The following is a 24,205-nucleotide window of genomic DNA, read 5'->3' as shown; positions in this document are numbered from 1 at the left end:
CGGTCTGGGCACGTCCACTATTCTGCCCCGGCGCGCCACTCTTTCCAGCGCAGATAGGCATTTGCGCCCCAGGTGGCAAAGGGCTGCGGCGGCAGCCGCCGGGGCGCGTCCTGCGCTTCGAAAAAGCGGGTGATATCGCTGCTGCGACCCAGCGTCGCCTCAGCCGCGGCAATCCCGCTCAGCGTGCCCCGCGCGGTGCCCAACCCGTTCTGTACGCAGGCCGCGCGCAGGTTGTGATCAATCTGCCGCGTGACCGACACGCCATTCAGGCTCAGGCACAGGTGGCCGGCCCAGGCATATGCCATCGACATCCCAGCAAACTGCGGAAAACGCGCGTCAAACTTTCTTTGTTGGGTGGCCGCCGCCCGGGCCACATCCCGCGCCGACGCGCGCATCCCCGGTCGCAGCGTCGCACAGGTGCGCGTGATGATCCGGTTGCCCCCCTGTGCGGTATCAATCCGCCGCATGGTCGTGCCCATCGGATCAGCCGGGGTCACACCCCAGCGCGGCGCGCCCCCCAGCGCCTTTATCTGATCCGCCGACAGCTCCGGCGTCATCGAGGCATAGAGGAAAAGCTGCATCAACCGGCCCTTGGCCACGCCAAAGCTTTCCAGATGGCCGTTATTGGCCAGAATGATCCGGTTGGTGCTGATCCTGCCCCCGGGCGTCGTGATCTGCCAGCCATCTCCCGCCCGGTCAAACGCGCGCACAGGCGTGCGCTCAAGAACCCGCACGCCGTTGCGTCGCAGCCCTGCGGCAAGCCCGCGCACATAGCCCGCCGGTTGCAGGATCATCGTGCCCGGCGTGTAAAGACCCGAGGTATAATATGCGCTGCCGGTAAGCTCCCGCATCGCCCGCGCATCCAGCATCTCGAAAGCCTCACCAAGGCCCGCCAGATGCCGCGCATAGCTTTGGTTGTGCGCATCCCCCGCCGCAGACGCCGCCCCGTTCACCTTGCCCGCCGGATCGGCATAGGCCGCATCTATCTCCAAAGCCTCGACCGCGTCGCGCGCAAACCGGATCGCCCCACGATTAAGAGCCGTCAGCGCCCGATCATCCCCCGACCCCGCATAATCATCCGAGGCCAGATCATGCGGCAGATCAATCATGAACCCCGAATTGCGCCCCGCCGACCCTTCGGCAATCCGCTGGGCGTCCAGCACGATGATATCAAGGGTGGGATCAAGCTGATGCAACCGCCACGCCGCAGACAGCCCGGCAAACCCCGCACCGATCACCGTGACATCCGCCGTGGCGTCCGCCTCAAGCGATTGCACCGCCGGGTAGGGCCCAAGAATTTCCGCCCAGGCCGCAGGCGTATCGAAATGAGGCGTGCACGCCGCGCGGTACATCAAAGGCCAAGCCGCAGTTTGAGCGCATCCAGCCCGTCCGTCAGCGCGTCATGCGCCCCCGCTTGCGCCATATGCGCCTTGAGCGAGGCATTAAGACCGCCTTCCGTGGCCAACCCTTGCAAAAGCGTCTCGAAATCTGCGCCGGTCTCCTGCATCTGTCGCAGGAACCCCGCAAACACACCCGCCACATAGGATTCGGCAGCCTGCTTGTCACCGGTCTGCCGGGCCAGCCACGCGGCCCCCGTCTGCATCAACGCGATCAATGGCGCAGACAGCGCCGAGCCTCCGAAATGCGCGTTAAGCGCTGCCTCGGATGCCACCGGCACCAGGGTGTCGGTTTGACCAAAAAGCGCCTCCAGCGCGGCCGATTGCGGATAAACCGGCAACATCGACCCCCCCCCCGTCGCAATCGCCGACAGCGGGATTGTGCAGGCAATGTCCACCGCCGGCGCACAAAGCTCGTGCAGTGCGGCCAGCGGCATGTCCGTCATCACCGACACCACGGCCTGATCCGCGCGAAACGGTAACGTTGGCAGGACATCGCGCGCCACGCCCGCCATCAGGCACAAGAACACCACGTCCGAACGGGCCACAATCTCCGCATTCTCGGCCACCTCGACACCCGCGACTTCCTTTGCCAGCGCGGCCGCCTTTTGCGCGTTGCGGGCAGACACCCGGATCTGATGCCCCCGCCCGGCAAGGCCGCGCACCATGTAACCGGCAATCTCTCCGGTCCCGATAAAGCCAATGCGCATCAGACCACCGCCTCATCCGCATCATCCGCCAGATCCAGCCATATGGTCTTGAGCTGGGTATATTGGTCATGGGCAAAGATGCCGTTATCGCGCCCTCCGAACCCGGATTGCTTGTACCCGCCAAAGGGTGTCGTGATATCGCCCTCCCCATAGCTGTTCACCGTGACCGTACCCGCGCGCAGCATCCGCGCGCCGCGCATTGCGCGTTTGGCATGGCTGGTGAAAAGCGACGCGCACAGACCGTAATCCGTGTCGTTCGCCACTGAAATCGCCTCATCAAAGCTCGACACATCGATCACGCTCAGGACCGGGCCAAAGATTTCATCGCGCGCCAGCCTGTGGGCATTGTCAGGTAGTTCCAACACGGTCGCTTCAACAAACCCGCCCTCGGCACCGCCGCCAACCCGGACGTTAGGCGCATCTTTCAAATACCCGGAAACCTTCGCAAAATGCGCTTTCGACACCATTGCCCCCAGCCGTGTCTCGGGATCCAGCGGGTCGCCAAGCGGCCATTCGCGCACATGCGCTTCGATCTTGTCCAACAGCTCGGCTTTGACCGCCTTGTGCACGATCAACCGACTGATGGCTGAACAGTTTTCCCCCATGTTCCAAAACGCCCCGTTGACCACATGCGCCGCAACCCGGTCGAGGTTTTCGGCATCGTCCATCACCACGCAGGGATTTTTGCCACCCATCTCAAGGACCACCTCCTTGGCATTGCTTTCGCCCGCATAGGTCAAGAACCGTTTGCCCGTCACGGTCGAGCCGGTGAAGCTGACCATGTCTACATCCATGTGCCGTCCCAGGGGTTCGCCAACCTCAGGTCCCGACCCCGGCAGCACATTGAACACCCCGCGCGGCACGCCCGCTTCATGCGCCAGCTCGGCCACCCGCAGCGCGGTCAGCGATGTCTCTTCGGCGGGTTTCACGATCACCGAACACCCCGACGCCAGCGCCGGCGCAATCTTCCACGCCAGCATCAGCAACGGAAAGTTCCACGGCAGCACCAGCCCGACCACACCAACCGGTTCCCGAACCACCATGGCGATGTGATCATCCGATGCTGGTGCGGTATAATCGTAAATCTTGTCAATGGCTTCCGCGTGCCACTTGATGCAGTTGATCGCCTCCGGAATATCCACCGTCTCGCAATCGAAAATGGTCTTGCCGCTGTCGATGCTCTCCATCACGGCCAGTTCGCGGGCGTTGCGGGTCAGCAGCTTGGCCAGCCGGATCAACACGTCCTTGCGCGCGCTGGGATGCAACCGCGACCACCGCCCATCCTCGAACGCATCCCGCGCCTTGGCGACGGCGAAATCAACATCCTCCGAGCCACAGGCGGCAATCTCGGCCAGCGGTGTGTCGGTGGCGGGGTTCACAGTCGCAAACGTCTTGCCGGACGCCGCCGGGCGATAGCTGCCGTCAATAAAGGCGGCGGTGGGCAACTCAAGCTCTGCGGCAATCGCGGCGTATTCTTCTTTTGTAAGCAATCCCATAATCTTACCCTTCTGCCTGAATGTTGCTGATGGTGGTCTTGAGCACGCGAATGACCTGCTCAAGCGCACGCTTGTCATCCTTGTTCAGCGGTTTGAGCGGCGGCATCATGCCGCCCGTGTCAATGCCCGCCATCGTCGTGCCGTGTTTGACGCAAGCCACGAATTTGCCGCCCTGCTCCAGCACACGCATCAGCGGCATCATCGCTGACATGATCCGGCGACCCTTGTCAAAATTGCCCTCAACGGCGCATGCCTCGTAAAGGGCGACGTGTTCACGGGGCAGAAAATTCGACCCCGCACAGACCCAGCTGCGCGCGCCCCAGGCAAAGAACTCCAGCGCCTGATCGTCCATGCCACATGACATCTGGATATGCGGATAGTCCCGCGCCAGCAGATGCACACGGTTGATATCCCCCGATGATTCCTTGATCGCGCAGAAATTCCGCGACCGCCCCACCCGGTCGAGGAATTCCTCATCCATCGAAACACCCATGCGACCGGGATAGTTGTACAGAATGACCGGCAGATTTGCCGCCCGGTCAATGGCCAGCGCATTCAAGGCATTTTCGCGCGCCGTCGGCACCGCATAGGGCGGTGTGCCCAACAAAATCGCATCCGCCTTCATCTCGCGCGCGCCACTAGCTAGGGCAATGGAATCCGGCGTGCGCATCGTGCCCGTCCCGACGATCAGCGGCAGACGGCCTTTCAGGCACTCTTTGGTAAATGTCGCAAGCGACAGACGTTCCTCGACCGTCTGGGCATAGTTTTCGCCCGTCGACCCGCCGGATATGATGCCATGCACACCTGCGTCGACCAGATGTTCCACCTGATCGGCAAGCGCATCACGGTTGAAACTGCCGTCAAGGCGCAGCGGCGTGACAATGGGGGTGTAGATCCCCTCGAAGGTGAAAATAGGGGTCATAGGGTCCTCGTCTGCGGGGCGGCGTCGCCCAGGGTCATGTCAAGTGCGGCAGGCATGACAAATTGCTCGATCCGGTCGCGCGACAGGTTCCAGTGATCAATTGCCAGTGCTGCGGCGGCGGCTTCGTCACCGGCCTCGATGGCCGCGATGATGGCGTCATGCTGTTGGCTGGCCTTGTCCAGATTTTCTGCCATTTCGGGGTCAGCGGGCCGGAAAAAGGTCATCGAAATCCGCGCGTGGTCGATCAAAAGCCGCTGAAAACTCGGCTGCAGATAGATGTTGGCGGCCATCTGGCCGGTGACATCGTGAAAATGGTTGTTGGCCAGTGCCCGCGCCGCGATATCTCCGCTGCGCAGGCTGGCCCGGAAGGTTTTTTGCGCCTCTTTCAATGCAGCGATCTGCAAGGGCCGCGCGTTGCGTGCGGCCAGCCGCAGGATCGCGCCATAAACCATTGGTGCCGCGAGGAAAAAGTCCCGCAACGTGGTATGGCTCATTGCGGCGACGCGGGCGCCACGGTTTTCGCGGATCTCGACATAGCCTTCCCCCGCCAGTTGCCGCAGCACATCGCGCAGCGGTGTGCGGGACAACTGGTAGCGCGCCGCCAGCGATGCCTCGTCCAGATCGGCACCCGGTGCCAGCTCCTGAACCAGGATCAGATGCCGCAGCGCGTCCAGAACGTCCGTCTTGGTCGGTTTTGACGTGCCCGCCATGATGCTGTGCTCCGAAACGATTCCCTCACGGTCATCCGCAGCTTTAGCATTGAATACAATTTGTGTACAATTATTTCCCGCGGCGTCAGCCGGCCCGGCTGTCCCGTCCCGCCGGCGGACCCTCTGCGTTAGCCGCACGCCGCAATTCCGGCGCATAAAAGGTCTGCTGCGCCCGCCCGGCACGCTTTGACGCGTAAAGCGCGACATCCGCATCCGCGAGGACCTCTTCGGCCTGTGCCGGGGTGCCGGCCCGGATCCAGACAGTGCCGATACTGGCCGAGATACGGCATTCCTGCCCCTGGAACGGCACTGGCACTTCAAGCCGTTCGATGATCCGCTCGCCCACGCGCTGCAGGGTCTGGTATCCAGCGATGTTTGGCAGGATCACCGTGAATTCGTCGCCGCCCACGCGGGCGACCGTGTCACTCTCGCGGGTCTCGTCGACCATGATGCGCGCCACTTCCTGCAGCACGTGGTCACCTGCGGCATGGCCAAGCGTGTCATTGACCGCCTTGAAGTAGTCAAGATCGATATGCATCACCGCAAAACTTCCCCCGCCAGCGATCATCCGCGCCAGCACGGTATCCATCGCACGCCGGTTCTTGAGCCCGGTCAGCGTGTCGGTAAAGGCCTGTTCCTCCGCCGCGATCTTGGCCCCCTGCAGCGACATGTTCAAACGGCGCGAGGCCGCCATGGCCGCGGTTTTCGCCTCCACCAGATAGAGCATTTCAATGGCAAGATCGGTGGCGGCAAAATCTGCATTGGTCAGGGAGTAATCGCGCACCGCGTCTACGATGGAGATGCCGAAAGACAGGTTGAGGATCATGCTGTCCGGGTCTTCCGGAAGGGGCACCATGATCCCCTTAAGCGACGTCCGCCGCGCATCGCGCAACTCAAGATGCAGCTTTTTGCGGACGTTTGCTGCCAGATCCTGCATCGAGGCGACCGCGCGGGGGCGGTTGATCGCAAACACCTCAAGAAACCGCTGCCCTATCAAAGATTGCTCCGCGCGCAGTTTCGCAATCGTCGGACCCGCGTGGGTGATATGGCCCGTCGGCCCTACGAGCAGGTGCATCGGGCACAACACATCCAGTACATCCACAATGGCGTTGTCCATCACCCCACCTGCGCGCCCAACTCAAAATGGCGCCCCTCAGCAAAGTCGGTCATCACGAGCTGAATAGTCAGCGTCTCGAAACCCTGCCCGCTGCCGGTATGTTCCAACAGCGCGAGGGTGCCATAGTCATCCGCCATCACCCGCAATACACCCATCATCACGTGGCCGAACCCGACAACGGGCGCCTCACAAATCAGGCTGAACCGCGCTGCTGCATGTTCACGCAGTTCGATCCCGGGCAGATGCAGGTCCGACACCGCAAGCCGTGCGCGATCCGGCAGATCGTCGAGCGAAAACAGAAAATCCTGAAAATCCACCCCCCCAAAGCGCAGCAATCGGCGCACGGCTTCAAAGTCGGGATTGGTTACCAGATAGGTGCCCAAGTCCTCCATCAGCTCTTCGCGCGGGCGCCCCACCACCTGCGCCATCGCATCCAGAACCCGTGGGGTCAGGGCGTCCTCATAGGTCAGCATCGATTCAAACCCGGACAATCCAAGGTCCGCGCGCGCGGCAACTTCTTCCCAGGTTTCGGTGCCGTATCCATCGCAAACAAAGCGCTGGATACTGCGATTGATCAGCCCGTGCATGGGTCCCTCACTGCCTTGCGGTTCGGCATACCTTGCCTGACGACAGGTTAATGCCGTGCTGACATATAGGATTTTACGGATATTCCGGCGCGTTGATCAGCCACAGCGCGGGCACCGGGTTCAGAAATCCGTCGGCGCGCCGCCCTCGCTTTTGCGACGTGCCACGAAATCCGCCAGTTCCTCGCGGATCGCGTCATCCATCGCGGGCGGCTCAAAGCTGCTGACGATCTCCTTGAACATGTGATGCGCCCGCTCCGCCGTCCAGATGCCGCCCGCGACCTCCCAGCCTTCGAAATTGCGCCAGTCGCTTAGGAAAGGCTGGTAAAACGCGGTGGTATAGCGGTCCTGCGTATGCTGAATGCCAAAGAAGTGCCCCTGATTGCCCACCGACTTGATCGCGTCCAGCGCGATCTCATCGGGGCCGGTCGCGCAAATCTCTGGCTCCATATACCGCTGGATCTGCTGAAGCACCTCGCAATCCATGATAAATTTCTCAGGGCTCGCGATCAGCCCGCCCTCCAGCCAGCCCGCCGCGTGATAGACCATGTTGGTGCCCGATTGCACCGCCGCCCAAAGCGAATTGGACGTCTCCCACATTGCCTGCCCGTCCGGCACATTGGCCGCGCAAACGCCCGACGACCGCATCGGCAGTTTGTAATACCGCGCCATCTGCCCTGTCATCTGTGTGGCCCGCATGTATTCCGGCGTGCCAAACGCGGGCGCGCCCGATTTCATGTCCACGTTCGATGTAAAAGTCCCGATCGCCACCGGGCAGCCGGGCCGGATGATCTGCGCCAGCACCACGGCGCACAGCGCCTCGGCCAGCGATTGGGCCACAGCACCCGACATGGTGACAGGTGCCATCGCCCCGGCCAGCGTGAACGGGGTCACCACCAGCCCCTGCCCCCGCTTGGCCATCCGCATCCAGCCATCCATCATTGGATGGTCATGCTTCAGCGGCGAGGTCGAATTGATGTTGGTGTACATGCGCGGCGAGGCGTCAAATTCCTCGTGAGAGATCCCCTGGCTGATCCGCACCATCTCCATCACGTCCTCGACCCGTTCCTTGCCAAGGCTATAGGCGTGCATGACCTTGTCCGTCAGCGTCAGCTTGTCATAAAGCACGTCCAGATGCCGCACAGAGGCGTGTATATCCACCGGCTCCACCGGATAGCCGCCCGCGAAATGGATACAGTTGAAGTACTGCGTCAGCCGCAGCAGGTCCTTGCACATCTCGCGCGTACCGGGGACTTTCTTGCCAATCGCCATGTCAAAATAGTTGGGCGGCGAAGAGACATTGCCAAAGACAAGGTTCTTGCCGCCGATCTCGATCTTGCGATCGGGGTTGCGCGGGGTCAGCGTGAATTCCGACGGGGCCTTGCCGATCCACTCCATCACAAAATCGCGGCCCATGCGCACGTTTTGCCCGTCCACGGTACAGCCCGCCTTCTTGAGGATGGTGCACGCCTCATCATTAAGAAACTCGATGCCGATCTCTTCGAGAATGCGCATGGCCCCGTCGTGGATCGCCTCTACCCCTTCAGGCCCCAGGGGCTCTGTCGGGCGGTCAATGTTGACCGGCGGCTTCCACGGCATCTGCTCAATAACAGCCGACCCGCGGCGGTCCTGTGCGCCTGCACGTCCACCACTTCGGGTTCTGCGTGTGGATGATCGTGCCATGTGAGACTCTCCCCTTGATGTTGCAAGAAGAAGGCCTCAGCCGGCGCGCCGCATCCGTCCCGTTCGCGACGATCTATGTCGTTTTCCTTGCAGGAAAGTCGTTAGCTGTGCCCGAGCCAAGCCGGAATATGCCCGATATCGGGCAGAACAATGTCGGCATGGGGGGCCAGTTCGTCTTGTGTGGCCATCCCCGTCAGCACACCCACAGTCGCCATCCCTGCCGCGCGCCCCGCGTGCAGATCATGCAGACTATCGCCCACCATGACCGTCTGCGCAGGCGCCACCCCGGTCTTGGCCGCAAAGGCCAGCAACTGCCCCGGTTCGGGTTTCCCACCATGGCCGCTGTCAAAGCCTGCAATAAAGTCAAAAAGGTGCGTCACCCCCGCCTGCCCCAGATGCGCGCGCGCCGGGGCTTCGGCATCATTGGTGGCAACGCCGACCCTGTAATGCCGCGCCCGCAAGTCTGTCAGGAACGGCACAAGCGGCACCGCTTCTTGCTGGGGCGCCTGTTCCGCCTCGTCATTCAGAACCCGCATGAGGTCCGCCAGGGACATCTCGGGAAAGAAAGGATGCAGCGTCTCTGCAATGGCAAAGGGCGTTCCGGCGATGACGACACTGTCGCGCGCAAACTTTGCCGCCTCCAGATCAAATCCAATCTGCGCGCCCATGCGCACGGCCTTGGCCCGGTCCTGATCACAAAGCCGCAATAAGAATGCCTGCGCCCAGGCCTCCCAAGTCGCGGCGAAATCGAAAAGGGTCCCATCCTTATCAAAGATCAACGCCTTAATGTCGCGCGCAGGTGTCATGTCCAACTTACCTCCTGCCCGCCCGGTAATGCGGCACGGGCCGGCATGATCTGGTCATAGGGCAGCGCATTGGCATCACAAAAGGAAACCACCCACGCGTCATCCATCATCAGGAAATCAAGAACAGCACCCAGAAACACCGGATCGGCTGCGCGCGCTTTCAGATCGCCCTCGGACGCGCCTGTGCTGCCCAGAAACGCGGGCAGCAGATCATCGTTGCCCGCCAGCCACGCCAACGCCTTGAGCGCGATGACCTCGGCGGTTTCTTGCGTAAAGCCCATCGATACCCACTCTTTTAGAAAACCTGGAAACGCTTTGTTAACCAATAGGCGCAAAAACGAGGAGGAGAAATCAAAAACAAGAACGGAGCCCGTCTGACCGTGACTGGCAAGATCCTCATCGTGGATGCCATTGCAACCAACCGTATCGTGCTGAAGGTCAAGCTGGCCTCGGCCTATTATCAGGTGGTGCAGGCCGCCACGGGCGCACAGGCCGCAGCCCTCGCCCGCCAAGAAGCGCCGGACCTGATCGTCTGCGCCCTTACGCTACCGGATATGGACGCGTCAGAACTATGTGCCGCCCTGAAATCCACCCCGGAAACCCGCCACACGCCGCTGATGGCCATCGGATGCCGTCCCGACGCTCAGGCCCGCATGGCCGCGCTTGAGGCGGGGGTACAGGACGTGCTGATGAAACCTGTGGATGACCAGCTGCTTTTGGGGCGGGTGCGCAGCCTGATCCGGGCCCAGAATGCAACGGCGGAATGGCGCATGCGCGAGGACACAAGTCAGGCTTTGGGCCTTGCCGAACCGGCGCTTGAATTTGTGCCCGCCAGCCATTGCATGCTGGTCAGCACCGACAGCGGCCGCGCCCAGCTCTGGATCATGGAACTGCGCCCCTTGCTGCGGTCCCGCCTGACGCTGGCAAATGTCACCAACGTCATGCGTGACGCACCGGGTGGCAAGGCGGCCGATGTCTTTGTGTTGATCCTGCCCGAAGACCGGGTTGCGGCAATCCCGACCCTGCGGCTGATCTGCGCCCTGCGGGCCGACGCGCTGACGCGCCACGCCGGTGTGCTGGTGCTGCAGACACGCCCCGACGCCGGTCTTGCCGCAGACGCCCTCGATCTTGGCGCAGATGACCTGATGACTGACGGCTTTGACGCCGCCGAACTGACCCTGCGCCTCACTATGCTGATGCGCCGCAAGCGGATGGATGCGCGGCTGCGCGACAGCATCCGGTCGGGCGTGAAAGCCTCGGTGCGCGATCCGCTGACCGGGCTGCACAACAGACGCTACGCCATCCCGTATCTCAACCGCGTGGCACAGCACGCACAGGCCTCGGGCCGCCCGTTTGCGGTCATGGTTGCCGATCTGGACCACTTCAAACGAATTAACGATCTCTATGGTCATGCCTCTGGCGATGCGGTCCTGGTTGAGGTTGCCAGCCGCCTGCGCGCCGCCGTCCGCGCGTCCGACGTCGTGGCGCGGATCGGGGGCGAAGAATTCATGATCGTCATGCCCGGCACCACCCCGGCAGAAGCCCGGGAAGCCGCCGTGCGGCTGTGCAACGATATCGCCCTAAAGCCGTTCGAACTAGCGGGCGGCGCATCGCCTGTGCAAATGACCATCAGCATCGGCATGGCAATCGGCGACACCGCGACCCCACGCGACACCACGGCGATGGAACAAGGGGCCAAGTTGATGGATCAGGCCGACAAGGCGCTGTATTCGGCCAAGATGCGCGGCCGTAACCGTGTCACCTTCAGCCGTCCCGCCGCATGATACTCGCTAAAGTTGTGTGACGCGCTGACAGGTTCGGGGCGCATGGCACCCTAACTTCCAACGAAAAAAGCGAGGGCGCACCAAAGAACAAGTCAAACTTTTGGCGGTTTGACTCAGGCTTACGTGACGCTCCGCCCTAACAGCAAAAAACCACTGATCCATCGCAACCCTTGGTTGCAATCTTCAGAGGCCCAGATTAACGTCCATCCATGACCCTGGACCGTCCCATTCTTGGCATCGCCCTGATGCTTGGCTTTTGCATCGTCGCCCCTATCGGCGACGCCGTGGCAAAGGTGCTGGGCGCGTCTGTGCCCCTGGGTATGGTGGTCGCCATCCGCTTTGCCGTCCAGGCCATCGTGCTGATCCCGCTGGTGTGGTGGTCGGGCCGGATGTGGCGCATGCGCGGGCGGGTGCTGGCGCTGACGGCCCTGCGCACGGTCCTGCATGTCCTTGGCATTGCCGCCATGTTCACAGCGCTCAAATTCCTGCCCCTTGCCGACGCGGTGGCCATCGTATTTGTCATGCCCTTCTTCATGCTGGTACTGGGCCACTATGTCCTGCACGAGGAGGTCGGCCCGCGCCGCCTCATCGCGTGTTCTGTCGGATTTCTGGGCACGCTGATGATCGTCCAGCCCAGCTTCGCCACCGTCGGCTGGCCTGCGCTGTTGCCGGTCTTTGTCGCCGCGAATTTCTCGGTCTTCATGCTGGTCACACGCCAGATCGCAAAGGAAACCGACCCCATCGGCCTGCAGGCGGTCAGCGGCGTGATGGCCGTTGTCCTGATGGCCCCGATCCTGTGGTGGGGCAGCACGACCCAGATCGCGGCGCTTGAGCTGATCACGCCCACGGCCCAGGACTGGTCGCTGTTGCTGGCGATCGGCCTCTTGGGCACAGTGGCACACCTGCTGATGACCTGGTCGTTGCGCTACGCCCCTTCGACCACATTGGCCCCCATGCAATATCTCGAAATCCCCTTTGCAACCGCCCTTGGCTTTGTCGTCTTCCGCGACCTGCCCGATCCGTTGGCCACGCTTGGCATCGGGGTCACCATGGGCGCCGGCCTCTACATCATCCTGCGCGAGCGGACCACTGCGCAGCATCTGGCCGCAACAACTGCGCCACAACCGGCTGAATAAGGCGCCGCGGCAAGATCATCAGCATGTCCGGGGTCTGCATGGTAATCTCGCAAGCGCCCGTCGCCCGATTGGACGTGCCGATCTGACGCAGCGGATCAAACGCCAGCCCGTCAATGGGCCACTCCAGACCCGTGCTGCCCCCCTGCACCGGCCCCAGCGGAAAAAGCGATATTACATCCCCCGCTTGCGTTGGCAGGGCCAGCCTTGGCGGCGACAGCAACACAATTTCGCTTGGTCCCAACAACACGCAGCGCCGTGCGGGATAGGCCGCCAACGTATGGAACGCCGCCAGCTGGTGATCCACCCGCCCACCGGTGAACCCAACGCCTACAACCACCGGCGCCGTGATCCGCGTTAAGGCCTTTTCAAAATCGGTGCTGTCCTGTTCCGCGATGCGATGTTGCCGGTGCGCCGCGATCCCGGCCAGCACATCGGGCGAGACGGAATCGAAATCTCCGATCACAGCCGCCAGCGACACCCCGGCCTCCCGGGCAAAATGGGCACCGCTGTCTGCCGCGATACAGGTCGGCGCCAGCGTTAACGCAATCTCCAAATCCTCTGGGGTAGCCTGCCCCCCACCAATCAACGTTACTGGTTCCAGACAATCAACAATGCTTTCAATCATGGCCAATTAGTGCCCATTCCGGAAACGGATCACAACTTCGCCTTGAAATGATACGGTGGATTTCACAGATTCGGGCCGCTTTGGTCTCGGACATCATGGTAAACGGTAGATCACAAAATCGCAGAGGACGAGCATCCGATGATGAATAATAACAAGATCCTGACCGTTTCCTACGGCACATTTTCGTGCACGCTGGAAGGCTTTGATGATTCCTTCGGTACAATGAAGGCAATTGCGGAGTATTTCCGCGATCTGGCCGCAGATGACCGTTACTTCGGTGCAGAACCCCCGCAGCCGGATGCCGAAATGCTCGCCCGGATTGCGCAGAACGAAATTTCCCGCCGGGTCGAGGCGCGCGAACACGAAGGCAAGATCGTGCTCAGTGCCACAAACGAACAGGCCGAAACACCCCGCGCACTGGACGCGCCCGGCGCAGCCGTGGCCGCCGTTGCCGCAACCGAAACCCTGCAAGAGCCCGCCGACAATGCGGAGGTTCCTGCACAGGACATGGAAGACGTTGCCAAAGCGGAGATCGGCCTGCAGGCCGACCACCAGACAACAGACACGTCCACTCAGCAGGAAATCCAGCACGACGAAGACCACGCCGAGGACACAGCACCGACTGACGACGCCGACGCCGTTGCTGCGGAAGTGGTCGAAGGCACCGCCGACGCACTGGCACAGGCCGTCGCGGACCAGCCCCTGATGGCCGAAGACGAAAACGACATCGTCCCCGGCCAACCCGATGCCGAGGTCGAGGCCTTCTTCGCAATCCCCGAATCTGCCGAAGCCGACACATACGATGACGTCGCCGAGTATGGATCTGAATACGTGGCCGACTACGAGGTCGCGACAGACCCCATCCCGCAGCCCGCTCAGATCGCCGCAGACAGCATCGCCGCAAAGCTCCAGCGTATCCGTGCCGTTGTGGCACAACATGACGATGCGGAAGCTGCCGAAACTGATTACACCGAAGACGAACACGCAGAATCGTCCGAGCCTTCTCAGGACCTTCACGATGCCCTGGTCGATGATGTGTCATTTGACGACGACATGTCCGACATGCCCGCTGAGGACACCTTTGCAGAGCACACGCCGGCCCCCGTCATGGCGCCATCCGACGTCATCGCCGAAGCCCGCACAGACCTCGAAGAGGCGCTTTCCGCCGATGACGCAGCGGCCCTCGATGATATGTCTGAAGCTGACGCAGAGGCCGAAGCAGACGATATCACCGATATCCTGTCCCGCCTTGATGCGTCAGAAACAGTCGAAGCTGAAGCCGAGGCCGAACAGCAAGACGCCGAAACCCTGATCGCAGATATCGCCGCTGCCGAGATGATCGAAGAGCAGGACGCCGCCGCGGTCGAAAACCTCTTTGACCAGGACGCGCCCGAAATCGCGGACATCGCCGCCGTGATGGCGCAAGAGGATGATGCGCCAACCGACGCAGACGCCGACGACTTCGCCGGCATGGCGGAAACCGACGCATCCGAAGATCTGTCTGTCGACCCCAGCGAAGCATCCGACGATGCGGACATGGACGAGGACGAGGACGCCATTCAGCCGCAAATGCCACGCGCCCGGGTGATCAAGGTCAAACGCGCCGACCTCGAAGCCGCAATCGAACGTGGCGAACTTGAGGAATACGATGACGACGACGCTGACGACGACACCGCCGCCAGCACCCCCGCACTTGACGATCTGGCCCCGGCCCGGGTCGCGACGTCCTCGCTTTCAGCCGAGGAAGAGGCCGACCTCGCCCGTGAACTGGCCGATCTCGAAGCAGATATTGCACAAGATCACGACGACGCCAGCCGGGATGAACCGCAAGACGCCGACCAGAGCGCGGATTCAGAAGTCGCCGACCCGACATCGGATCCCCTTGAAGACGCGCAAGAGCACCTCGCGACGGCGACCGAAGAGCTGGCGCAGGCCGAGACCGCACTGGACGAAGCCCAGGAAGACCCCCAGATCGAAGAAATCAGCCAGGATGAGATCTCTGTCACCGCAGACGAATCCGACGCAGCCGAAGACATGCCGGAAGACGCCGACGCCCCGCGCCGCGCCAAGCTTCAGCCACTGGGCGAGGACAGCAGCGATGACGTGGACCGTCTGCTGGCCGAAGCAGAGCAGCAGATGGATGAACCCGAAAGCGCGACCCGCCGCGATGCCTTTGCCCACCTGCGCGCCGCCGTCGCCGCCAAAAAGGCGGACGAGGCCCTTGGCAGCGATGCCGACGACGAAGTCGCAGATGACGCTTACCGCAGCGATCTGGCCGACGTGGTGCGCCCGCGCCGTCCCGTTTCAGGCAGCACCCGCACCCAACGCCCCGGCGAAGGGCGCCCTGCCCCTCTGAAACTGGTCGCAGAACAGCGCATCGATGTGGAACGCCCCAGCGTCCCGGTTCAGCCGCGCCGTGTCGCAGCCCTTGACGATGACACGCCTGCCCCAAACTCGGACGCCGAAAGCTTTGCCGAATTCGCCGCAGAAATGGGCGCGACCAAGCTGCCCGAACTGCTTGAAGCGGCCGCCGCCTACATGTCCTTTGTCGAAGGCCGCGAACAGTTCTCCCGTCCGCAGCTGATGACCAAGGTGCGCCAGGTCGGCCCCGAAGGCTTCAGCCGCGAAGACGGCCTGCGCTCCTTTGGCCAGCTTTTGCGTGCCGGGAAAATCGAAAAGATCAAAGGCGGTCGCTTTACCGTCTCGGACGACATCGGCTTTCGCCCCGACGCCCGCGCCGCCGGCTAAAAAGATTAACACTGCCCGGAAGGAAAAGGCGACGTGTGCCCCGCGTCGCCTTTTTCGCGTCCGCGCGGCCAGCCCGGCCCGCAGGCACGTTCAGTCTTCGGCGTCAGGATCCGCCTGTCCGACACCCTTGAAAACTGCCTTGAAAGGAATAGCCCAGACAATGCCAAGCCCGATGTAAATCGCCAGCTCAACCAGGATCGAGGGCCGGTCGATCAGCGCAACCAAATTGACAGCCAGAATGATATACAGCGGCAATCCCACCAGCAGGATCACCAGTGCCCATCGCCGGCGTGCCTTGTAACTCAGCGCCATATATTCTCCTCAGTCGGCAAACGGGTCGGTGACCAGAATGGTATCCTCCCGCTCCGGTGATGTGGAAAGTAGCGCCACAGGGCAATCGATCAACTCTTCCACACGCCGCACATACTTGATCGCCTCGGCCGGCAGATCCGCCCAGCTGCGCGCGCCTTCGGTAGACTGCGACCAGCCCGGCATCTCTTCGTAAATGGGCGTACAGCGCGCCTGGCTGTCGGCCGCTGTCGGCAGATACTCCAAACGCTCCCCATCCAGATCGTAGGCAACACAGATCTTCAGCGTCTCGAACCCGTCCAGCACATCAAGCTTGGTAAAGGCGATCCCATTCATCCCCGACGTCGCGCAGGTCTGTCGCACCAGCACCGCGTCAAACCAGCCGCATCGCCGCTTGCGCCCGGTCACGGTGCCAAATTCATGGCCGCGCTCTCCCAGCCGCTGACCATCCTCATCCTCCAGCTCTGCCGGAAACGGTCCCTCGCCAACGCGCGTTGTATAGGCCTTCACAATGCCCAGCACATAATCAATCGACCCCGGCCCGATCCCGACGCCGGTCGCGGCCTGCCCCGCAATCACGTTGGATGACGTCACAAACGGATAGGTGCCAAAATCAATGTCCAGCAGCGCGCCCTGCGCGCCCTCAAACAGGATCCGCTTGCCCGCCTTGCGCTTTTCGTTCAGCACCTTCCACACCGGCGCCGCATAGGCCAGGATCCCCGGCGCAATGGCACGCAGCTTCGCCAGCAGTTCATCCCGGTCAATCGGTTCGATCCCCAGCCCCCGGCGCAACGGATCGTGGTGCTGCAAAGCGCGATCCACGCGCGCTTCAAGCGTCGCCTCATCTGCAAGATCAGCAACCCGGACAGACCGGCGGCCCACCTTGTCCTCATAGGCCGGCCCAATGCCACGCCCGGTGGTGCCAATCTTGGTTCCCTTGCTGGCCGCTTCCTCGCGTGCGCGGTCCAGCTCTCCGTGAATGGGCAGGATCAACGGCGTGTTCTCGGCGATCATCAGCACATCGGGGCTAATCTCGACCCCCTGCGCGCGAATCGTCTCGATCTCGCCCAGCAGATGCCAAGGGTCCAGCACCACGCCATTGCCGATGACCGACAACTTGCCGCCTCGCACAACACCGGACGGCAGCGCATTCAGCTTGTAGACCTTGCCGTCGATCACCAGCGTATGACCGGCATTGTGCCCGCCCTGGAACCGCGCAATTACATCCGCCCGCTCCGAAAGCCAGTCGACAATCTTGCCTTTTCCCTCGTCACCCCACTGAGCCCCGACAACAACGACATTGGCCATGACGCGCTTCCTTTCAGAGATTGAACCGCGCCCCTCTTAACGGTCCCGCGCGGCACAGGAAACCACGAAAACCGCGCACGTTCATCTTCTGGCCCAAATATCCCGGGGGGTCTGGGGGGCCGGCCCCCCATTTACCTGCCCCGACCCAGCCGCTAGCGTTGGTAAAAATTCACGGAGACTGCACATGGGATTTGTCATGCGCTGGCTTTTCGCCTTCTTGCTGCTCGCCGCCACATTCAACCCGACCCAATACAATTACACGGACTGGGTGCGCACCTACGGTGGCAACAACATGTCGATCGCCGTTCTCGCAGGTCTTGTCCTGCTGATCGGCTACATCATCTACCTGCGCGCCACCCTGCGCTCGATCGGCCCTTTCGGCATGCTGCTGGTAGGGGCAGTCGTGGCCGCGCTGCTTTGGGTTCTCTACGATTTTGGTGTATTGAGGCTCGAGAATACCAGCTTCAATGTCTGGCTGGGCCTTGCCGCCCTCAGCTTCGTGCTGGGCATCGGCCTCAGCTGGAGCCATGTCCGCCGCGCCCTCTCGGGCCAGTCCGACATGGATGACGTCGACGAATAGGAAAGGACGGCCATGCCCCGAGGGATCAAAAAACCAGAAGACTTCCAGAAATTCTACTTCGACAAGGTCGCCACCGGTGAAGGCTGCGGCTGTGCCGAACGGATCATCGACACGCACGAATTCAACCGCCTTGCGGGGGCCTCTCGTCTGGTCACCGGCTGGCTCCCGCGCAAAGGCGCAACAAGACGTTTCCTGCGCAAGGCCGGTCTTTATTCCAGATCTTAACGGGATGGTGGGCGGGACGCCTTGGCGTCAGCCAACAGCGCCGTCCGCCAGCCGCACAGGCGCCCCATGCGGCGTAGACAGATAGGCCTCTTCCCAGGCCGCGCGCAGCTTTTCCACTTGGGCCGCATCGGCCACCGAAAGCTCCGCCAGAAACCCCTCCAGCGTCTCAAGCCAGGCGACAAAGTAATCCTCGCCTCCGTCTAGATCCCGGTCGACCCTGTGCCGGGCCAGCGTCGCTCCGAACCGTTGCGCCCACTGATCCCAAGCAAAAAGCCCGGTCTCATTAAGGTGCACGGTCATGGCAAAGACCTGCGCGTGCCAGGGCGCCTCAAAAACGGGTTCGGGCGCGGCACTCATGCGGGCGACAGATAGCTTTGCCACAGATCCAGCACCACCTCGTCGCCGGGATGCTCAGGATGTGCCCACAGCGCGGCGGCCGGAAAGACCACCGCATAAAGCGGCTCTGCCGCGTCGCCCAGCCCATGCGCGCTGCTGTCGGGCAAGACGTGGCTCCCGTGCAGCCGCAAAATGCGCCCCCGCGCGCCAGCAGCATATTGTGGCAAACGCGTATGCCCCCCCTCAACGAGGGTATTTTCGGCAATCGCGCGTGTCACAACTTCATCACCGGGGCCAAACCGCGGCGCGATGGTGCTGTCGCGCTCTGAGGGCCCGCCCGTGGCCAGAACGCCCGGCACCTCTGCTGCACCGCGCTTTTTCTCTGCCAGCGCGCTCAGGCCCGCATCCGCGTGGCCCGCCAGTTCAGCAGGCGTCACGATACCCTTGGCGACCAGCAGATCAGCCAGTCCTGCCATCCACTTTTCATAATAGGAAAACCGCGCATAATCCGTCGGTGCCAGACACTCGCGCGCATGGCGCGACACATCGATGTTCCACTTGCCCAGAAATCCCGCCGCCAGCACCACCGCCAAAGCCCGCCCGTGCCACTCTTCGTGGAACACCTCCGCCTCCGGTTCAGGCACCACGCGCCCGTCGCCAAACCGCCCGCCCATGTCATGCACCCGGCTCATGTCAAACGCTCCGTCATCAGCGGCGCGGCCGAGGCAGCGCATGTCTGCCTTGCGCGTTCGGCCCTGGTTGAGTTTGCGTGCTGCATCATGCGCTCACCACCAACCCGGTGCCGATCATACTGTCGCGGGTGACCAGTGCGGCCAGTGTCTCTTCGTCCAGACCTTCCGTCCCATCGGGTCGTTGCGGAATGACCAAGTACCGCACCTCGGCGGTCGAATCCCAAACCCGCACAGCCGTGTCCTGCGGCAGGATGACACCAAAGTCGGCCAATACCTTGCGCGGCTCCCGCACCGCACGGGCGCGGTAGGCATCGGATTTGTACCAGCCGGGCGGTATCCCCAAAAGCGGCCAAGGGTAACAACTGCACAGGGTACACACGACCATGTTGTGCACCTTGGCGGTATTCTCCACCGCGACCATATGTTCGCCCTGCCGCCCATAGTATCCCAGCTCAGACACCGCCGCCGTCGCATCCTCCATCAGGGCCGCATGAAACGCCGGGTCCACCCACGCCTTGGCCACCACCCGCGCCCCGTTGCGCGGCCCGATGCGGTTTTCATAGGTGTCGATGATGGCATCCATCGCCGCCGGGTCGACCAGCCCCTTGCGCACCAGCAAGGTCTCAAGCGCCTTCAGGCGCAGCGCAGGCTCGGGCGGCAGCAGGCTGTGGGGATGGTCGTGGTCTGAATGATCATGAGGCATGACCGCAGACTGCCTCAGCCAGCCCGCCATGTCCATTCCCCGCCAACCCCCTCGAAACACTGAAAACAAAGGGCGCGAAATCTGCCCCTTTTTGTGGTACACTCAAGACGCGAAACGAGTCTGATCCACCTCAATTCCAGGATAGCCCTCTTACATGGCGTGGTAGAGTACCGTTTGCACCTCGAACCGTCGCAATTACGCGGCGGTTCGTGCTTGAAGGCGGTCTGCAATCCTCCCTTGCCCCGACGCGCAAAGATGCCTAGATACCCCCAATCAAAAGCCCAAACGGACCTGCCCCATGGAAAACGTCGTACTGATCATCCACCTGATTCTGGCTCTGGCCCTGATCGCCGTGGTGCTGATGCAGCGCTCCGAAGGGGGTGGTCTGGGCATGGGCGGTGGCGGCGGCGCCGTGTCAGGCCGCTCGGCTGCGACCGCACTGGGTAAACTGACCTGGATCCTGGGCGTCGGGTTTCTGATCACCTCGATCACGCTGACCATCATCGTGGCCCAGCAATCGGCAGGTGCCTCCGTACTGGACCGCCTGACAGATGCACCCGCGACACGATCTGCACCGGCAAGCGATGATGCCCCACTGGGCGACAACCTGTTGCCACCCACCGCAGATGACAACGCACCACTGGTGCCTGCGGCGGACTAAGGACGTAATAACACTAAACTTTGAGGGCAGGCGCTTTTTTGCAACATCATGTTGCGGTGGAACCTTGCCTTGGCGCGCCGAATCCTGATAGGCTTAAATCCCGTGGTGCTGTGGTTTTCCACTGCGCGTTTGGCTGAGTCTGCTTTGGCTGCATAGGAATTCACGGGGGTCTTTCGACACATATGGCGCGTTATATTTTTATCACCGGCGGTGTGGTTTCCAGCCTTGGCAAGGGCCTGGCATCTGCCGCTCTTGGCGCGCTGTTGCAGGCGCGCGGCTTTTCGGTGCGCCTGCGCAAGCTTGATCCCTACCTCAATGTCGATCCCGGCACGATGTCCCCCTTTGAACACGGCGAGGTCTTCGTCACCGACGACGGCGCGGAAACCGACCTTGATCTGGGCCATTACGAACGTTTCACCGGCGTGCCTGCGCGCATGACCGACTCTGTCTCATCAGGCCGCGTCTATTCCAACGTGCTCGAAAAAGAACGGCGCGGCGATTATCTGGGAAAAACGATCCAGGTCGTCCCCCACGTGACCAATGAAATCAAGGACTTCCTGCACATCGGCGAAGACGAGGTCGATTTCATGCTCTGTGAAATCGGCGGCACCGTGGGCGACATCGAAGGCCTCCCGTTTTTCGAGGCCATCCGCCAGTTCAGCCACGATAAACCGCGCGGCCAGTGTATCTTCATGCACCTGACGCTCCTGCCCTATCTGGCGGCATCAGGCGAATTAAAAACCAAACCCACCCAACACTCCGTCAAGGAACTCCAAAGCATCGGCATCGCGCCCGACATTCTGGTCTGCCGCTCCGAACATGAGATCCCCGAAAAGGAACGTGCAAAGATCGCGCTCTTCTGCAACGTCCGCAAAGAGGCCGTTGTCGCCGCCTATGACCTCAAATCCATTTACGAGGCCCCGCTGGCCTATCACAAGCAGGGTCTCGATCAGGCCGTTCTGGATGCCTTTGACATCTCGCCGGCCCCCAAACCCGATCTCAGCGTCTGGCGCGATGTCTATGACCGCATCCATAACCCCGAAGGCGAGGTATCTGTCGCCATCGTCGGCAAGTACACCCAGCTTGAAGACGCCTATAAGTCCATCAAAGAGGCGCTGACCCACGGCGGTATGGCCAACCGGGTCAAGGTCAACGTCGACTGGGTCGATGCAGAAATCTTCGATACCGCCGATGATGTCGGCCCGCATCTCGAAGGCTTCCATGCGATCCTCGTGCCCGGCGGCTTTGGCGAACGCGGCACCGAGGGCAAGATCAAGGCCGCGCAATACGCCCGCGAACACAAAGTACCCTATCTGGGCATTTGTCTGGGCATGCAGATGGCCGTGATCGAGGCCGCGCGCAACGTCGCAGGCGTCAAAGCCGCCGGATCAGAGGAATTCGACCACGAAGCAGGAAGAAAGCGCTTCGAACCGGTGGTCTACCACCTCAAGGAATGGGTACAGGGCAATCACAAGGTCGAGCGCAAGGTGGGCGACGACAAGGGCGGCACCATGCGGCTTGGCGCCTATGACGCCACGCTCACCCCCGGTTCCAAGGTGGCAGAGGCCTATGGCACCACCACAATCGATGAACGGCACCGTCACCGTTATGAGGTCGACATAAAATACCGCGACAAGCTGGAAGAAGCAGGGTTGCGCTTTTCCGGCATGTCACCGGATGGCAAGCTGCCCGAAATTGTCGAATGGACAGACCACCCGTGGTTCATCGGCGTGCAGTTTCACCCCGAACTTAAATCCAAACCCTTCGCGCCCCATCCCCTGTTCAAGGACTTCGTGCGCGCCGCCAAGGAAATGTCACGCCTGGTCTGACTGCCCGCCGCGCGCGTGTTGGGATTGAGCGGTAAATCGCAGGTGTTGTCTGACGCCAGCGCCTAGCGGACAGATTTAAGGGTTTGAGTAACGAAGGGTTTCTGGTTCATCGAAGCCAATATGGAGCAAAGGCGCGCAAGAAACCCGGAACATCGAAAGACGCCGCTGACAAGTTGGTCAGAGGCATCAAACGCAAGACCCGCAATCACTACTCACCCGAGAAGAAGATCAAGATTGTCCTGGCCTGGTCCGAGAGCGGCAGGATCTATGGGTATCGCAAGCTAACGAACGATTTACGCGATCAAGGCGAATGCGTTTCTAAAAACCGTGTTGCCCGGCGACCTTCGCTGGTCGGGATCGCTGCAGATGGGCTACAGGCGCCGTCCTGACCGATATGGTCGCAAGCCCGCCGTGGTGGCCGAGAATAGGCTGGAGCAGCGGTTCGAGACGTCTCAGCCCGACCAGGTCTTGGTGACCGACATCACGAGTATCAAGACCTATGAAGGCTGGCTGTGCCCTTGCGTCGTCATCGACTTGTTCTCGCGCCGCGTGGTTGGTTGGTCAACAAAATACCGCATGACCACGAACCTAGCCCTGCAGGCCCTGTTGATGGCCGTTTGGTCACGAAAGCCCGTTGGCCAGATCAAGATGCATTCCGATCAGGGTTCGCATTTCACCAGCCGTGAGTGGCAGACATTCCTGCGCCAACACACCCTCAAACCCAGCATGAGCCGGCGCGACACCTACCATGACAATGCCGTGGCTCAGAGCTTCTTCCCACAACTCAAGCGCGAGCGCATTCGGCCTCGGCCCTATCCGACCCGCGATGCCGCCAGACAGGATGTGTTGGAACACATCGAGCTGTTCCACAACCAAAGGCGCAAGCACATGAACAACGGAATGCTGTCGCCCCTCTTACACATGCTTTGCATGTGTAGCTGGCAATGGTTGACTTCGCAGTAAGACAGCAGAAACTGAATGGGGCAAGGTGTCTGGGAAATAAGGGGCACCTCAGCTATTGGCATTCACGACGTGCTAGACATCACGGAAACCGCAATGAGGGCGAACCTTACAAGCCCGATAAGTCTTCAGGCAAACTCCACATGATCACAGTCACGAATTTCACCAAACGCTACAACGATTTCACGGCCGTGAGGGATCTCAGCTTCACGGTTGCGCCTGGGCAAATCCTTGGGCTGGTCGGGCCGAATGGCGCGGGCAAGACGACAACCTTGCGTACACTATGCGGCATCATTCCTCCGTCCTCGGGGCAGCTGTCTATCGCGACCCATGACATCGTGAAGGCACCGATCGCCGCCAAACGAAGCCTTGGCTATATTCCCGATGATCCGCGGCTCTTCGACACGATGACGGTTTGGGAACATCTGGCGTTTACCGCCGCCGCCTACAGGGTCTCAGATTTCGAGCGCAGCGCCGAAGCACTTCTTGAGGCGTTCGACCTAACAAACAAGCGCGACACGCTCGCGCATAATTTGTCACGCGGCATGCGCCAGAAGGTAGCGATCGCATGCGCCTTCCTGCATGATCCGACGGTGATCCTGTTTGATGAACCGCTGACCGGTCTTGATCCGCAGGGCATCCGCAACATCCAACAGGCGATACGCGAGCGCGCACGCGCCGGTGCTGCGATCATCATTAGTTCGCACCTTTTGAGCCTCGTCGAGGCCTTGTGCACGCATCTGCTGGTGCTGAACCTCGGCGAGTGCCGCCGCTTTGGCACGATGAGCGAGGTGCTCGGTGACGTTGGCCATACTGACGGGAACTCGTCCCTTGAAGCGGCTTACTTCACGATGACCAAAGATGATGCGCAGGGTGAGGCCTGA

At 61.7% G+C, this 24,205-nt stretch carries 24 protein-coding genes and 1 pseudogene; 9 read left to right on the top strand and 16 right to left on the bottom strand.

Going from position 1 to position 24,205, the window contains the following annotated elements; all coding sequences use genetic code 11:
- Positions 1-17: 17 nt before the first annotated feature.
- The 10 genes from H9Q16_RS00485 to H9Q16_RS00440 all read right to left on the bottom strand — a co-directional run bounded on the left by H9Q16_RS00485 (position 18) and on the right by H9Q16_RS00440 (position 9,706).
- Positions 18-1,352 carry an NAD(P)/FAD-dependent oxidoreductase gene (locus H9Q16_RS00485; protein WP_191073432.1) on the bottom strand — a complete coding sequence of 445 codons (1,335 nt, stop codon included), beginning with the start codon at positions 1,350-1,352 and terminating at the stop codon, positions 18-20.
- Positions 1,352-2,107 carry an NAD(P)-binding domain-containing protein gene (locus H9Q16_RS00480; protein ID WP_191073431.1) on the bottom strand — a complete coding sequence of 252 codons (756 nt, stop codon included), beginning with the start codon at positions 2,105-2,107 and terminating at the stop codon, positions 1,352-1,354. The genes H9Q16_RS00485 and H9Q16_RS00480 overlap by 1 nt, the downstream gene beginning before the upstream one ends.
- A complete protein-coding gene (locus tag H9Q16_RS00475; protein ID WP_191073430.1) occupies positions 2,107-3,603 on the bottom strand; it encodes an aldehyde dehydrogenase in 1,497 nt (498 codons plus the stop codon). The genes H9Q16_RS00480 and H9Q16_RS00475 overlap by 1 nt, the downstream gene beginning before the upstream one ends.
- A gap of 4 nt (positions 3,604-3,607) precedes the next feature.
- Positions 3,608-4,525, bottom strand: coding sequence for a dihydrodipicolinate synthase family protein (locus tag H9Q16_RS00470; protein WP_191073429.1), 918 nt, complete (start codon positions 4,523-4,525; stop codon positions 3,608-3,610).
- Complete coding sequence (locus H9Q16_RS00465) at positions 4,522-5,235, bottom strand: GntR family transcriptional regulator (RefSeq protein ID WP_191073428.1); 714 nt, start codon at positions 5,233-5,235, stop codon at positions 4,522-4,524. The genes H9Q16_RS00470 and H9Q16_RS00465 overlap by 4 nt, the downstream gene beginning before the upstream one ends.
- An 85-nt stretch (positions 5,236-5,320) precedes the next feature.
- The gene (locus tag H9Q16_RS00460) at positions 5,321-6,352 is read right to left on the bottom strand and encodes a diguanylate cyclase domain-containing protein (protein ID WP_246455393.1); all 1,032 of its coding nucleotides are present in this window, start codon (positions 6,350-6,352) and stop codon (positions 5,321-5,323) included.
- Positions 6,352-6,939 (bottom strand): heme NO-binding domain-containing protein, encoded by a 588-nt coding sequence (locus H9Q16_RS00455; protein ID WP_191073427.1) that lies wholly within the window; start codon positions 6,937-6,939, stop codon positions 6,352-6,354. The genes H9Q16_RS00460 and H9Q16_RS00455 overlap by 1 nt, the downstream gene beginning before the upstream one ends.
- Before the next feature lie 120 nt (positions 6,940-7,059).
- A complete protein-coding gene (locus H9Q16_RS00450) occupies positions 7,060-8,619 on the bottom strand; it encodes a trimethylamine methyltransferase family protein (RefSeq protein ID WP_191073426.1) in 1,560 nt (519 codons plus the stop codon).
- A gap of 101 nt (positions 8,620-8,720) precedes the next feature.
- Positions 8,721-9,425 (bottom strand): HAD family hydrolase, encoded by a 705-nt coding sequence (locus H9Q16_RS00445; RefSeq protein WP_191073425.1) that lies wholly within the window; start codon positions 9,423-9,425, stop codon positions 8,721-8,723.
- Positions 9,422-9,706 (bottom strand): DUF3572 domain-containing protein, encoded by a 285-nt coding sequence (locus H9Q16_RS00440; RefSeq protein WP_191073424.1) that lies wholly within the window; start codon positions 9,704-9,706, stop codon positions 9,422-9,424. The genes H9Q16_RS00445 and H9Q16_RS00440 overlap by 4 nt, the downstream gene beginning before the upstream one ends.
- Positions 9,707-9,805: 99 nt before the next feature.
- Between H9Q16_RS00440 and H9Q16_RS00435 the strand changes: the two genes are divergently transcribed.
- Together H9Q16_RS00435 and H9Q16_RS00430 are read left to right on the top strand one after the other, a co-directional pair.
- The gene (locus H9Q16_RS00435) at positions 9,806-11,209 is read left to right on the top strand and encodes a diguanylate cyclase (RefSeq protein ID WP_191073423.1); all 1,404 of its coding nucleotides are present in this window, start codon (positions 9,806-9,808) and stop codon (positions 11,207-11,209) included.
- A 209-nt stretch (positions 11,210-11,418) separates the two neighbouring features.
- The gene (locus tag H9Q16_RS00430) at positions 11,419-12,345 is read left to right on the top strand and encodes a DMT family transporter (protein WP_191073422.1); all 927 of its coding nucleotides are present in this window, start codon (positions 11,419-11,421) and stop codon (positions 12,343-12,345) included.
- On the opposite strand, the gene H9Q16_RS00425 is transcribed toward H9Q16_RS00430, so the two are convergent.
- Entirely contained in the window at positions 12,278-12,970 is a 693-nt protein-coding gene (locus H9Q16_RS00425) for a thiamine diphosphokinase (protein ID WP_191073421.1), read from the bottom strand. The two genes, H9Q16_RS00430 and H9Q16_RS00425, sit on opposite strands and share 68 nt — an antisense overlap.
- A gap of 138 nt (positions 12,971-13,108) precedes the next feature.
- On the opposite strand from H9Q16_RS00425, the gene H9Q16_RS00420 reads away from it, so the two are divergent.
- On the top strand, positions 13,109-15,718 hold the full coding sequence (locus H9Q16_RS00420) for a prolipoprotein diacylglyceryl transferase (protein WP_216859272.1): 2,610 nt from the start codon (positions 13,109-13,111) through the stop codon (positions 15,716-15,718).
- Between the two features lie 90 nt (positions 15,719-15,808).
- Here the strand turns inward: H9Q16_RS00420 and H9Q16_RS00415 are convergent, their stop codons facing one another.
- Entirely contained in the window at positions 15,809-16,030 is a 222-nt protein-coding gene (locus H9Q16_RS00415; protein WP_191073419.1) for a DUF2842 domain-containing protein, read from the bottom strand.
- 9 nt (positions 16,031-16,039) lie between these two features.
- Positions 16,040-17,335 (bottom strand): adenylosuccinate synthase, encoded by a 1,296-nt coding sequence (locus tag H9Q16_RS00410; RefSeq protein ID WP_191073418.1) that lies wholly within the window; start codon positions 17,333-17,335, stop codon positions 16,040-16,042.
- 184 nt (positions 17,336-17,519) lie between these two features.
- Between H9Q16_RS00410 and H9Q16_RS00405 the strand changes: the two genes are divergently transcribed.
- Positions 17,520-17,915: a DUF6524 family protein gene (locus H9Q16_RS00405; RefSeq protein ID WP_191073417.1), complete on the top strand. Its 396-nt coding sequence runs from the start codon at positions 17,520-17,522 to the stop codon at positions 17,913-17,915.
- 12 nt (positions 17,916-17,927) lie between these two features.
- Positions 17,928-18,140, top strand: a complete 213-nt coding sequence (locus H9Q16_RS00400) for a hypothetical protein (RefSeq protein ID WP_216859271.1) — start codon at positions 17,928-17,930, stop codon at positions 18,138-18,140.
- Between the two features lie 27 nt (positions 18,141-18,167).
- On the opposite strand, the gene H9Q16_RS00395 is transcribed toward H9Q16_RS00400, so the two are convergent.
- From H9Q16_RS00395 to nthA, 3 genes are all read right to left on the bottom strand, one after another.
- A complete protein-coding gene (locus H9Q16_RS00395) occupies positions 18,168-18,497 on the bottom strand; it encodes a nitrile hydratase accessory protein (protein ID WP_191073416.1) in 330 nt (109 codons plus the stop codon).
- Positions 18,494-19,168 (bottom strand): nitrile hydratase subunit beta, encoded by a 675-nt coding sequence (gene nthB, locus H9Q16_RS00390; protein WP_191073415.1) that lies wholly within the window; start codon positions 19,166-19,168, stop codon positions 18,494-18,496. Before nthB ends, H9Q16_RS00395 begins: the two co-directional genes overlap by 4 nt.
- An 85-nt stretch (positions 19,169-19,253) precedes the next feature.
- Positions 19,254-19,871, bottom strand: a complete 618-nt coding sequence (nthA, locus tag H9Q16_RS00385) for a nitrile hydratase subunit alpha (protein ID WP_191073414.1) — start codon at positions 19,869-19,871, stop codon at positions 19,254-19,256.
- Positions 19,872-20,169: 298 nt separating this feature from the next.
- Between nthA and secG the strand changes: the two genes are divergently transcribed.
- The 4 genes and pseudogenes from secG (at position 20,170) to H9Q16_RS00360 (ending at position 24,205) form a co-directional block, all read left to right on the top strand.
- Positions 20,170-20,532, top strand: coding sequence for a preprotein translocase subunit SecG (secG, locus tag H9Q16_RS00380; RefSeq protein ID WP_191073413.1), 363 nt, complete (start codon positions 20,170-20,172; stop codon positions 20,530-20,532).
- Positions 20,533-20,714: 182 nt separating this feature from the next.
- Positions 20,715-22,361, top strand: a complete 1,647-nt coding sequence (gene pyrG / locus H9Q16_RS00375) for a CTP synthase (RefSeq protein ID WP_191073412.1) — start codon at positions 20,715-20,717, stop codon at positions 22,359-22,361.
- A gap of 242 nt (positions 22,362-22,603) precedes the next feature.
- A pseudogene (locus H9Q16_RS00365) lies at positions 22,604-23,324 on the top strand (IS3 family transposase); the annotation flags it as partial.
- A 140-nt stretch (positions 23,325-23,464) separates the two neighbouring features.
- Positions 23,465-24,205, top strand: coding sequence for an ABC transporter ATP-binding protein (locus H9Q16_RS00360; protein ID WP_191073409.1), 741 nt, complete (start codon positions 23,465-23,467; stop codon positions 24,203-24,205).

Origin of the sequence: Sulfitobacter aestuariivivens (genome assembly GCF_014763045.1) — a bacterium.
Classification (GTDB): domain Bacteria; phylum Pseudomonadota; class Alphaproteobacteria; order Rhodobacterales; family Rhodobacteraceae; genus Sulfitobacter; species Sulfitobacter aestuariivivens.
The sequence above is the reverse complement of the archived record's forward strand: the minus strand, read 5'-3'. Positions and strand labels throughout refer to the sequence as shown.

What these genes read in the sequence shown, in the direction of transcription:
- H9Q16_RS00460 (WP_246455393.1), bottom strand. Translation starts at nt 6,352, where the DNA reads ATGGACAACGCCATTGTGGATGTACTGGATGTGTTGTGCCCGATGCAC.
- H9Q16_RS00405 (WP_191073417.1), top strand. Translation starts at nt 17,520, where the DNA reads ATGGGATTTGTCATGCGCTGGCTTTTCGCCTTCTTGCTGCTCGCCGCC.
- H9Q16_RS00445 (WP_191073425.1), bottom strand. Translation starts at nt 9,425, where the DNA reads ATGACACCTGCGCGCGACATTAAGGCGTTGATCTTTGATAAGGATGGG.
- H9Q16_RS00440 (WP_191073424.1), bottom strand. Translation starts at nt 9,706, where the DNA reads ATGGGCTTTACGCAAGAAACCGCCGAGGTCATCGCGCTCAAGGCGTTG.
- H9Q16_RS00455 (WP_191073427.1), bottom strand. Translation starts at nt 6,939, where the DNA reads ATGCACGGGCTGATCAATCGCAGTATCCAGCGCTTTGTTTGCGATGGA.
- H9Q16_RS00410 (WP_191073418.1), bottom strand. Translation starts at nt 17,335, where the DNA reads ATGGCCAATGTCGTTGTTGTCGGGGCTCAGTGGGGTGACGAGGGAAAA.
- pyrG (WP_191073412.1), top strand. Translation starts at nt 20,715, where the DNA reads ATGGCGCGTTATATTTTTATCACCGGCGGTGTGGTTTCCAGCCTTGGC.
- H9Q16_RS00450 (WP_191073426.1), bottom strand. Translation starts at nt 8,619, where the DNA reads ATGGCACGATCATCCACACGCAGAACCCGAAGTGGTGGACGTGCAGGC.
- H9Q16_RS00415 (WP_191073419.1), bottom strand. Translation starts at nt 16,030, where the DNA reads ATGGCGCTGAGTTACAAGGCACGCCGGCGATGGGCACTGGTGATCCTG.
- H9Q16_RS00465 (WP_191073428.1), bottom strand. Translation starts at nt 5,235, where the DNA reads ATGGCGGGCACGTCAAAACCGACCAAGACGGACGTTCTGGACGCGCTG.
- H9Q16_RS00430 (WP_191073422.1), top strand. Translation starts at nt 11,419, where the DNA reads ATGACCCTGGACCGTCCCATTCTTGGCATCGCCCTGATGCTTGGCTTT.
- H9Q16_RS00475 (WP_191073430.1), bottom strand. Translation starts at nt 3,603, where the DNA reads ATGGGATTGCTTACAAAAGAAGAATACGCCGCGATTGCCGCAGAGCTT.
- H9Q16_RS00395 (WP_191073416.1), bottom strand. Translation starts at nt 18,497, where the DNA reads ATGAGTGCCGCGCCCGAACCCGTTTTTGAGGCGCCCTGGCACGCGCAG.
- H9Q16_RS00485 (WP_191073432.1), bottom strand. Translation starts at nt 1,352, where the DNA reads ATGTACCGCGCGGCGTGCACGCCTCATTTCGATACGCCTGCGGCCTGG.
- H9Q16_RS00400 (WP_216859271.1), top strand. Translation starts at nt 17,928, where the DNA reads ATGCCCCGAGGGATCAAAAAACCAGAAGACTTCCAGAAATTCTACTTC.
- nthA (WP_191073414.1), bottom strand. Translation starts at nt 19,871, where the DNA reads ATGCCTCATGATCATTCAGACCACGACCATCCCCACAGCCTGCTGCCG.
- H9Q16_RS00425 (WP_191073421.1), bottom strand. Translation starts at nt 12,970, where the DNA reads ATGATTGAAAGCATTGTTGATTGTCTGGAACCAGTAACGTTGATTGGT.
- H9Q16_RS00420 (WP_216859272.1), top strand. Translation starts at nt 13,109, where the DNA reads ATGATGAATAATAACAAGATCCTGACCGTTTCCTACGGCACATTTTCG.
- secG (WP_191073413.1), top strand. Translation starts at nt 20,170, where the DNA reads ATGGAAAACGTCGTACTGATCATCCACCTGATTCTGGCTCTGGCCCTG.
- nthB (WP_191073415.1), bottom strand. Translation starts at nt 19,168, where the DNA reads ATGAGCCGGGTGCATGACATGGGCGGGCGGTTTGGCGACGGGCGCGTG.
- H9Q16_RS00480 (WP_191073431.1), bottom strand. Translation starts at nt 2,107, where the DNA reads ATGCGCATTGGCTTTATCGGGACCGGAGAGATTGCCGGTTACATGGTG.
- H9Q16_RS00470 (WP_191073429.1), bottom strand. Translation starts at nt 4,525, where the DNA reads ATGACCCCTATTTTCACCTTCGAGGGGATCTACACCCCCATTGTCACG.
- H9Q16_RS00360 (WP_191073409.1), top strand. Translation starts at nt 23,465, where the DNA reads ATGATCACAGTCACGAATTTCACCAAACGCTACAACGATTTCACGGCC.